This is a genomic window from Spirosoma knui (assembly GCF_054780635.1).
In genome coordinates this window covers 13,224-23,615 of the sequence record NZ_BAAGVY010000011.1, presented here as the reverse complement: position 1 = coordinate 23,615, position 10,392 = coordinate 13,224, and the positions used below count along the sequence as shown (strand labels likewise).

Sequence of the window (10,392 nt, the reverse complement as noted above, 5' to 3'; positions counted from 1 at the left end):
ATACCGGGCTTATCTGGTTATGAAAGGATGAGGTTGTCTGAACAGAAGACGGATTGGTTGACGATAATGTATTTTCCGCCATAAAACATAAAGGCTAATCCGCTGATGATGAGTAAAACCTTACTCTAGCGAATTAGCCTTTATAGACTTTGTGTGCTCCCGAAGGGATTCGAACCCCTATCGATGGTACCGGAAACCATAATTCTATCCATTGAACTACGGGAGCATTCCGTTTAGGAGCGCAAATATAGCGGTTTTTTCGTCTATAACGCAAGCTTAGCTTTAAGATTTACGCCTAACCGCATCGCTTATAATCGAACGCCCTCTCGAACTACCTGTAGTTCGAGAGGGCTTGACCAGACTCAATTAACGTCGTCCGCGGCCACCGCGCCGGTTCTCACCTTTAGCCGCAGGCGCATCACGACGGCTCGAGCTACTCCCCCACCGTGACGAGGAAGCACTGGCTGTTTTAGCAGATCGCGACCCGCGCCGACCTGAGTGGCTCGACAATTCGTTATCAGCCTGGCGTCTGGCAGCTTTATCGCCGACCAAGGCGAAATCCATACTCCGGCGGCCGAGATTCGTTTCTTTCACCCGCACCTCAACCTGATCGCCGAACGTGTACATCTTCTTGGTACGCTGCCCAATGATCCGATAATTGTCTTTGTCGAATTCGTAGTAATCGTCGCTGAGGTCCTGCATCCGCACGAGCCCTTCGCAACTGTTCTCCGTGATCTCGACGAAGAAACCAAATTCGGTTACCCCCGAAATGACGCCTTCAAAGGTGCGATCGTGGGGCATGCGGCTCATGAACTCGACCTGCTTGTACTTGATGCTGGCCCGTTCCGCTTCAGCCGCCATCCGTTCGCGCTCCGATGAATGCCGACAACGTTCTTCGTATTCTTCGCGATCAGCGGGTTTGCCATGATTGAGATAGTGCTGCAACAGTCGATGTGCCATCATGTCGGGATAGCGCCGAATGGGCGACGTAAAGTGCGAATATCGCCGGAACGCCAGCCCAAAGTGGCCCAGGTCTTCGGTGCTGTACCGCGCTTTCGACATGGTACGTACCGCCAGTTGCTGCAACATGTTCGCTTCGGGTTTGCCTTCAATGCTTTCCATGAAGCGGTTCATCGAACTTGACAGATGCTCATCATCGACATTGAGCTTGTAACCCAGCCGACGGGCAAAATCAGCGAACCCACGCAGTTTGTCATCGTCCGGCCCTTCGTGTACCCGATACACCATCGTGTTTTCCTCTTCCTCGGCCGAGCGGCCCTTGCCTTTCTTCGACAACGAATGCACAAACTCCGCTACCCGCTTGTTCGCTAGCAGCATGAACTCTTCGATGAGTTTGTTGGTATCCTGCCGAATCTTGGGAAACACAGCGATTGGAACGCCGTTTTCGTCCAGCTTGAAGCGCACCTCAACCGTTTCGAAATTAATGGCACCGTGCTTGAACCGTTCGTCGCGTAGCTTATACGCCAGCTCATTCAGCAGTTGTAGTTCGGCCAGGTAATCGCCGTTGCTGTTGTTCAGAATATCCTGCGCTTCTTCGTACGAAAAACGCCGGTTCGAGTGGATGACCGTCCGCCCGAACCATTCTTTCGCAATGTGCGCATCTGGCGTCATTTCAAAGACTGCCGAAAACGTCAGCTTATCTTCGTTTGGACGTAGTGAACACAGGCCGTTCGACAGCTTTTCGGGCAGCATCGGCACAACCCGATCGACCAGATACACCGACGTAGCGCGATTATACGCTTCACTTTCCAATTTCGAGCCCGGTACTACGTAGTGTGTTACGTCGGCAATGTGAACGCCAATCTGGTAGTTGCCATTGTCTAAAATCTGCACCGACAGTGCATCATCAAAGTCCTTGGCATCCACCGGGTCGATCGTGAACGTAGTGACCTCACGCATGTCGCGCCGGTTCGCAATCTCGGCTTCCTGAATTTCGGTCGGAATGGCTTCGGCCTCCCGCTCTACGTCTTCCGGGAAGTGAATGGGCAAGCCAAACTCAGCCAGAATAGCGTGCATTTCGGTATTATTCTGACCCGCTACGCCCAGCACCGTAACCACTTCGCCTTCGAACTGCTGTTTGTTACTATTTGGCTGCGGATATTTGGTTAGCCGGACAATGACCTTCTCGCCGTCGTTTGCACCACCCAGCTTTTCCTTCGGGATGAAAATGTCTTCGTAGATCTTTTTGCTATCGGGAATCACAAAGCCATAAGTCGGCCACACATCGATGCGCCCCACCAGTTCGGTACGTCCCCGTTCGATAACATTGGCTACTTTGCCTTCGATCCGACGTCGGGAACGTCCGCCCGATCCATTCCGGGAATCGGCAAATCGGACGACACTCACGCGGTCGCCATCAACGGCTCCGTTCAGGTCTTCGGTAGACACCCAGATGTCGTCATCGCGGTCGCCCCGAATTCCGTTTGCGGTAGCCGGTACGACGAACGCAAAGCGCGAATTGACGTGATCGACTACGCCTTCAACCAGATTGGCGTCAGCATCGGCCCGGTAACTACCATTGGGCAAACGAACCAGGGAACCCTCTTCGGTCAGTTCACCGATCAGGCCGTGCATGATCAGTTTCATGCGCCGGTCGCTGGTACCAAAATGATCGAGCACTTCGTCCTGCGTGAACGATTGCTCGCTGTTAATCTGAAAAAACGCCATCAGGTCGTTCTTCATCTCGTCCAGGAACGAGTCGGCCCGGCCTGGACTGGCCTGCTGGACAGGGCGGCCATATCCAGACTTATTCTGTTTTTCAAGCCCTTTCTCACGAGGCCGCGTCGTCGCAGACTGACCGGTCCCAGCGGGCCGGGTCTCTCCAGACCGGGCCCCTCCAGGCCGGTTATATTTATTTTGTTTCGGTTTTCCGTTTCTCATTCTTCTTGTTCACGGGCTTTAACCCGCGGTTTCTATAAAAGCGATTAATCGAGCAAGAGTTTAGTGCAGTTGATCAATCGCTCATCACAATATGCTCGTCGGCTACGAGCGGAGCACCCACCATGCGCAGGTACACCTGTACCAACATCACCACGGAGTCACGGGCGTACTGTTCAATACGTGCCCAGTCGTGTTCGCGGTAGTAGACTTCGCTGGTGCGGTCACCCATCCATTCCAGCGGCCGCGTCGGTACGTTCAGCACGGCGGCCAGCAGATCGAGCGGCACAAAGTGGCGTTTGTCGCCAAACTGCCAGTGTTCGAGGGTGTCTTTATGGAGAATCTCCCAGGGTTTCTTCCCCGAAATTTGCAGAGAGGGTGGCAGCGGCAGACCATTCACCATCATCCGTCGGCACAGGTACGGGTAATCAAACTCTTTCCCGTTATGCGCACAGAAGGTTAGTTCGCCGGGTGGGTAGCGGTTAACGATGGTTAGGAAATCAGTAAGCAGGGCTTCCTCATCGTCGTTGCTCAAAATCTTTACTTTCAGCCGGGGTTGATCGCCTTCGTTAAAGAACAGACCGCCCACCCCGATCGAAATAATCTTGCCAAACTCGGCGTAAAACGACGCCCGACGGTCGTACCAACCAGCTGCTGATACCTCGTCTTCGCCCTTGAAATGACGGCTTTTCTCTTCCCATTGCCGTTGCAAACGCGGATCTACGGATAACAGCGACGGCGCACCGGCCACTGTCTTGAGGTCGATAAACAGAAAGTTCTTAAGTCGACGTTTCCAGGATACGGTTTGCGGCATAGGCTTTAGCGAACAGGCGGACGTTCCGCAACACTTAGTCGTGCAAAATCCCCTCCAGCCCCAGGGCGGGAACAGTCACAAGATTTTCTTCGACAATGCTGTCGGGCACGAAGATAAACTTCTTGTCAAAAATCTGATCATCAATAAAATAACTAACCCAGTACTCATTGTTCAAGTGGAATACATCGGGCATAATCGTTTCCACGATCTCGTGCGCTCCGGGCTGTACTTCCACGAAAAAGTGTCGAAGTGTGGATGTTTTCTGTTCTTCCTCGTCTTTCAGGCCATAGCCTTTCGACGTAACAAACACGGTCTTGATTGAGACGTCGTTCTGGTTGATTAAATAAACCTGCCAATCGTAGCCGCCAGCTACATTCTCCTTACGGGCGATCACAACCTGTACGCCCTCAACGGGCAAAAAATTAATGTCTTTTTTCATTCCTGTACATATATGACGTAGCGTGGTCAGACTTCGTTGCCCGCTGCACAAGGCAGGGCGGCTGCGACCGTCTTAACGCAACACACGCTGCGTGTCAATCTCCTGAATTAACTTCATCTCAAACAACTTCGCCAGATGCTGCTGCACCCGTTCGGCTACTTCACCGAGTGGAACCTCCCGACCTAATTCGGCTGCCAGTGACGTAACGGCCTTGTCGGTGATGCCACAGGGGACAATATGGTTAAAATAACGCAAATCTGTATTGACGTTCAACGCAAATCCGTGCATTGTTACCCAACGACTGGCTTTAACGCCCATCGCGCAGATTTTGCGGGCCGGACCATCCGACTGCGTATCGTCATAACCAAGCCAAACACCCGTTAACCCATCAATACGCCCCGCCCGAAGGCCATAATCGGCTAAGGTCAGGATGATACTTTCCTCCAGAAACCGCATGTACTGGTGGATGTCCGTAAAAAAGTTGTCCAAGTCCAGAATCGGGTAACCAACCAGTTGTCCCGGCCCATGGTACGTAATGTCGCCCCCGCGCCTGATCTTGAAGAAGGTAGCGCCGTAGTCGCGGGCCAGCCGCTCTTCGTCAACCAGCAGATTGTCTTTGTGACCGCTGGTGCCAAGCGTATACACGTGCGGATGTTCGCAAAACAGCAGGTAGTTCGGCGTCATCTGCTGATCGCTCACGCTGGCGTTTCGATTCTGGAGCTTCTGCGCTACGATCTGCGCAAACAGCCGCTCCTGTTCATCCCAGGCGGCCTGGTACTCGACCATACCCAACTGCCGCACCTCTACTTGTTTATTCACCTGACTATGCCTTGTTTTACTCATCGAACGCCTTACCCTGGGCAAACCGCATTCTATTGATAACAATGAGAACAGCGGCTTTCGTTCGATCCGTACCCTGTAATCCATACCATTCATGGCCCAGCACAATGAAACCGGCAAGCAAGGCGAAGACCACGCCGTTCGGTACCTTCAGGACAACGGCTACGAAATAGTAGCCCGTAACTACCGCCATCAGCACGCCGAAATTGACCTCATCGCCAAGAAGGGCAAACTACTGGTATTTGTTGAGGTCAAGACCCGCACCAACCTATCGTTTGGCAACCCCGAAGAGTTTGTCTCGTACACCAAAGCGAAGCTGGTCATGCGGGCCGCCGAGCACTACGTATTTGCGCACAACTGGCTGTTCGACCTGCGTTTTGATATTATCGCGATTACTATGCGAAACAACGAGTTTCGGGTGAAGCACATCGAAGACGCCTTTGCCTGAGTTTTGTTGAAGAATATTGAAACAAACCGGGCCTTTAGCGGTCTCCTGGTAAATTATTTCTGGCTATTTTTCGTTATGTACTAGCACAGTTAAGCTGCTCTTCAACAACTATCTATGAGAAAACTAAGTGCCCTACGTCCGGCGCTGCTTTTAGCCATTTCAGGTACTTTTTTGCTGTCGTCCTGCAAGAAAGAGCCGGACGTAACGCCCTCTCCGGTAACCGCGGGCATTTCGTCGACGGTCACGTCCGGCCCGGTAACCACGCAGGAAGTGAACGACTGGATTCTGGCCAATATGAATTACTATTACCTCTGGAACGACAAGCTTCCGGCGAATCCAGATAAGTCGTTAACACCCGAAAATTTCTTTAAGTCGCTACTATACGAGTACACTAACACGGCCAACATCGACCGCGACCGGTTTTCCTGGATTCAGGAAAGCGCCCAGGAGTTGCAGGCATCGCTGAGCGGACAGTCGAAAACGACTGGTATGGAGTACAAATTTTTTTACCGCGATCAGACCAGAGCGAATGTGATCGGCTCCGTTCTGTACGTATTACCTGGCTCACCGGCGGCTCAGGCCGGTCTTAAGCGGGGCGACATCTTCACAAAAGTGAACGGCCAGCCGATGACCGCTACGAACTACGGAGAGCTACTCGCCGGCGACGTCTTAACGTTTGGCATGGCGTCGCTGGCCAATGGAGCCGTAGTTGACAATGCGCAGACGAAACAAGTGACGGCTGTAGTGTTTCAGGAAGACCCCGTTCTGCTGGATACGACCTATACCATTGGCGGCAAAACCATCGGTTATGTAGTGTATAACCAGTTTATACCAGGTGCTAACGGCAGCACTGCTAATGAATATGATGGTAAGCTCGATAACATCTTCGGTAAATTCAAGCAGAAAGGGGTTACCGAACTAGTTCTGGATTTGCGCTACAACCGGGGGGGCTACGTTAGTTCATCGACTAAGCTGGCCAGCCTGATCGGCAAAAACGTCGATGCTTCGAAGGTGTATTACGCACAGAAGTGGAACAATACCGTTACGGCCGATTACAACCAGCGGTACGGTCCGAACTGGAATACGCAGCACTTTGTGAGCAAGCACAACAATATTGGCGCTAACCTGAACCGGGTCTACATCCTGACTACAAGGAGCACGGCCTCTGCCAGTGAGCTGATCATCAATGGCCTCCGTCCCTATATGACCGTAACGACGATTGGTACGAAAACGATCGGCAAAAACGTTGGCTCAATCACAATCTCTGACAAGTCGGGACGTATCAAATGGGGCATGCAGCCGCTTACCTTTAAATCGGCAAATGCCGACGGCTTCACCGACTATGCCGGTGGATTTACTCCCTCCGTGGAAGTGACGGAGCCGATCATCGGCATGAAAGCGTTTGGCGACATCACGGAGACCCTGCTCGGCGAAGCGATTGGTCAGATCACGGGTTCCCGTACGGCTCGTCGGCCGGCTCCAACCGCGATCGATGCCTTGCCAAGCGTCGGTTCTTCGCTCGATCGTAAGGCCGCCGGTGGTAACATGTTCGCCGATGCGCTGGGTGTAAGTCGTTAATCAGCCTCGCGTTACGTGAAAACTCAAAAGGCAGTTATATAACTGCCTTTTGAGTTTTCTGGACTTTTACCAGACAATTAAACTCTTTCCGAAAATGATGGTCAACATTACGGAAACAACCCATCAACAACCGATGTTGAGAAGACAGGCAGGCACGAGTTTTGTCTCGTTTCGTCTGTATATTTAGCATCAGCAAGCCGCCAAGATCATGTACGAGAAGAATATTGGCACAAAACAGAAAGCATTACGGATCAACCTTGACCGAAAAATCTACGGTTCGTTTGCCGAGATCGGCGCGGGTCAGGAAACGGCTGCGATGTTTTTTAAGGCGGGGGGCTCTTCGGGTACCATCGCCAAAACGATGTCAGCCTACGATATGACGTTCAGCGACTCTATCTATGGCGTCGAAGAAAGCGGGCGCTACGTAGTGGAGTCGAGACTGGTGAAAATGCTCACCAAAGAATACAGCTTACTTGAGAAACGGCTGGCCGAGAAACGCGGCTCCGACACAACCTTTTTTGCGTTCGCGAATACCGTTGTTGCCCTGAATTATCAGAAAACGAACGATGCGCACGGCTGGATTGGCTGTCGCTTTCAATTGAATCCGCAGGCTGGCTACAACGATGTGATCATCCACGTTCGGATGCTCGACAATGAGAACATCCTGCAGCAGCAGGCACTTGGTATCATTGGCGTCAACCTGATATATGGCTGTTATTATTACGCAAAATCGCCGGAGACGCTCGTGCTGTCGCTCATGGATGATCTGGCACCCGAGCGCATTCAGATTGACATGATTCGGTTCAACGGTCCCGACTTTGCGGACGTCGACAACCGACTGATGAGCCTGCATCTGGTCAAGAACGGATTTACGGATGCGGCCCTGTTCGGTCCCGATGGTCAGGTACTGCAACCGTCGGAAGCTCTGTATAAAAAGCATATTCTGGTCATGCGCGGGCGGTTACGTCCGGTCACCAACGTTCAGATGGACATGATCGAAAATGGCATCAAACAGTTTAAGGCGGAATCAGATGTTGACCCAAACCGGGTTATATCGATGGCCGAGTTAACGCTCCACAACCTGAAAGCCAACGATCAGGGAATCGACGAGAAAGATTTTCTGGATCGGGTCGATATTCTGTGTTCGATGGGCCAGACGGTGATGATTTCCAATTACCTGGAGTATTATAAGCTGGTGGCATATCTGGCGCGATTAACCCGCCTGAAAATCGGCCTGATTGTTGGCATTCCGAATCTGGAATACATCTTTGAGGAGGGCCACTACGAATTTCTACCGGGGGGTATTCTGGAGTCGTTTGCAACGTTGTTCAGCCGAAAAGTGAAACTGTTTGTGTATCCAACGCTGAAAAACGGCAGTATCTACACCTGCAACGAATTCGAGTTGCCGCCAACGCTAGAACCCCTGTTTCAGTACCTCGTGCGGAACGACAAAATCGAAGACATTACGGATTATAACGAACAGAATCTGCACATTTCAACCGATCATGTCCTGGAGATGATTCAACAGGGGGAGGACGGCTGGGAGCAGATGGTACCAGAACGCGTGGCTCGGCAGATTAAAGATAATTGCCTATTTGGCTACCCCTGCGAGGTCGAGTATGTTTCCATTGGGCAGCAGGTCCGGCAGCAACAGGAAGAACAGATTGCCAGTGGAACGTAGCTAGTTAACGTAATAACTTGCTTCTCAGGACGTAACAAAAAAGCCACAGCGATCTGTGGCTTTTTTGTTACGTAAAGTGGTGTGACTAGTGCTGATACGATGCCCGATCAGCCTGCGCTCGCATTTGCTGGGTTAACACAATAATCAGCGCTCCCAGGATAATCGGGAAAACGCCAACGTAACCAAGTGTCGAGTCAAAGCCCGCTGGACGTAATAGCAACGTAAAGGTCAGGCCACCCGCGATCAGTACGTTGGCGAAGTGAACCAGAACGCTGGGCAAATTAACACCTGTTCCGCCACGCGCCGACAGGAACGCGTACATAGCCTGTACCGCCTGTAGAAAGGCGTACATCATGGCCCAGAAGCCGAGTACATCGACAAATCCTTTGATTGTGCCTTGCGAATAGATGAACATGGCAATGCCAAAGCCTAAGTCGGCAATGCCGTGCAGGATACCCCACATGTTGTTGCTCTCCGTGCCCCGGTTCGTAAATGAAAAGGCAAGCTGGCAAGCCCCGGCCAGAATGGCCAGCGCGCCAATAATATGTCCGGATTGTGCGGTATACGAACTCGCAAACACAAACATGAATGCGCCGATCAGAATGTACAGAACGCCCCTAACTAGTAAAAGCCACCAGCGTGGAGCCGAATGAGTATGTGCCATATCGTTGAGTAAGTTGAGTGTACGCTGTTAATATGATTGTTAACCTATAGGAAAAGACGTTTGTTTTATTGTAGCTCGAAAGGCGCTATGAATAGTGAATAAACAATGTGCATAACAGATTATGCAGCGGACCAAAAGCTGATGTGCGTCTTCTCGGCGGCAACTTTTGGTCATAACCTATATCAATACTCTCACGACAGCTCCCAATAAAAAACCCGCTGACTGTAGCCTAGACTACTTGTCAGCGGGTTTCCTTATCGAAACGAAGTAGCTACTTTTTCACTTCAGATACGGCCTGATCCTGCTTGGCAAACTCGCCGTTAGCTTTGATTTCAACTTCATCGCTCACCACGACAGTCGACGAAGAGCCGACGCCAAAATCGGAGCGTTTTAGTGTACCGGCAATTTTGAAACCAGCTTTTTCCTGTTTACCGCGTGGGTTCTCCATCGTTACCGGGCCATTCATAACCGCATCGAGCGTAACAGGCTTGGTTACGCCATGCATGGTCAGATCACCCAAGATCTTGTACTTCTTACCCTCTACTTTCTGGAACGACTTACTTTTGAACGTAATGGTTGGGTATTTAGCGGCATCGAAAAAGTCAGGGCTCTTCAGGTGATTGTCGCGCCGTTCGTTATCCGTGCTGATGCTGTTCACATCCGCCGTAAGTTCAAATACAGCATCCGACAGATCGGGCTTGGTAGCCGTTACTTTTGCGTCGAACGTTTTGAAATTACCATCTACTTCTGTCAGGGCCAGGTGGGTAACGGTAAACCCAAGTTTAGAGTGGGCTTTATCCATGCCCCAGGTGGTTTGAGCATACGTTGAGAACGAAGCCAACGCAATCGCAACTGTAAAAAATACTCGCTTCATGTACTACTTAGGTTTTGGTTAACTATATACGACAAGCTTCTGTAAAACTGTCCCGATTATTGATTATATGCAAGCTAAGCGCGCTGAATGCCAATTTTATTTCACTAAACAGACAGATCAGCCTGCTTAATGCCAATACATGGACGAGGGTAAGTA

General features: G+C 51.3%; 9 protein-coding genes and 1 tRNA gene. 3 read left to right on the top strand and 7 right to left on the bottom strand.

Translation table 11 applies throughout. From position 1 onward, the window contains the following. Positions 1 to 154: 154 nt before the first annotated feature. From ACYVIY_RS20705 to lipB, 5 genes are all read right to left on the bottom strand, one after another. A tRNA-Arg gene (locus ACYVIY_RS20705) sits at positions 155 to 226 on the bottom strand. 140 nt (positions 227 to 366) lie between these two features. Beyond that, positions 367 to 2,901 carry a ribonuclease R gene (rnr, locus tag ACYVIY_RS20700; protein ID WP_460978313.1) on the bottom strand — a complete coding sequence of 845 codons (2,535 nt, stop codon included), beginning with the start codon at positions 2,899 to 2,901 and terminating at the stop codon, positions 367 to 369. Between the two features lie 73 nt (positions 2,902 to 2,974). Further along, positions 2,975 to 3,712, bottom strand: coding sequence for a 3'-5' exonuclease (locus ACYVIY_RS20695; RefSeq protein ID WP_460978312.1), 738 nt, complete (start codon positions 3,710 to 3,712; stop codon positions 2,975 to 2,977). A 34-nt stretch (positions 3,713 to 3,746) separates the two neighbouring features. Further along, on the bottom strand, positions 3,747 to 4,151 hold the full coding sequence (locus ACYVIY_RS20690) for a hypothetical protein (protein ID WP_460978311.1): 405 nt from the start codon (positions 4,149 to 4,151) through the stop codon (positions 3,747 to 3,749). Positions 4,152 to 4,223: 72 nt separating this feature from the next. Continuing rightward, positions 4,224 to 4,994: a lipoyl(octanoyl) transferase LipB gene (gene lipB / locus ACYVIY_RS20685; protein ID WP_460978310.1), complete on the bottom strand. Its 771-nt coding sequence runs from the start codon at positions 4,992 to 4,994 to the stop codon at positions 4,224 to 4,226. A 91-nt stretch (positions 4,995 to 5,085) separates the two neighbouring features. On the opposite strand from lipB, the gene ACYVIY_RS20680 reads away from it, so the two are divergent. The 3 genes from ACYVIY_RS20680 (at position 5,086) to ACYVIY_RS20670 (ending at position 8,698) form a co-directional block, all read left to right on the top strand. Further along, positions 5,086 to 5,439, top strand: coding sequence for a YraN family protein (locus tag ACYVIY_RS20680; protein WP_460978309.1), 354 nt, complete (start codon positions 5,086 to 5,088; stop codon positions 5,437 to 5,439). A gap of 114 nt (positions 5,440 to 5,553) precedes the next feature. Continuing rightward, on the top strand, positions 5,554 to 7,017 hold the full coding sequence (locus tag ACYVIY_RS20675) for a S41 family peptidase (RefSeq protein ID WP_460978308.1): 1,464 nt from the start codon (positions 5,554 to 5,556) through the stop codon (positions 7,015 to 7,017). Positions 7,018 to 7,225: 208 nt separating this feature from the next. After that, on the top strand, positions 7,226 to 8,698 hold the full coding sequence (locus ACYVIY_RS20670) for a TonB-dependent receptor (protein WP_460978307.1): 1,473 nt from the start codon (positions 7,226 to 7,228) through the stop codon (positions 8,696 to 8,698). Positions 8,699 to 8,783: 85 nt separating this feature from the next. Here ACYVIY_RS20670 and ACYVIY_RS20665 read toward each other — a convergent pair whose 3' ends face one another. After that, a complete protein-coding gene (locus ACYVIY_RS20665) occupies positions 8,784 to 9,362 on the bottom strand; it encodes a DUF308 domain-containing protein (RefSeq protein WP_460978306.1) in 579 nt (192 codons plus the stop codon). 271 nt (positions 9,363 to 9,633) lie between these two features. Then, positions 9,634 to 10,236, bottom strand: coding sequence for a YceI family protein (locus ACYVIY_RS20660; RefSeq protein ID WP_460978305.1), 603 nt, complete (start codon positions 10,234 to 10,236; stop codon positions 9,634 to 9,636). Between the last annotated feature and the right edge of the window lie 156 nt (positions 10,237 to 10,392).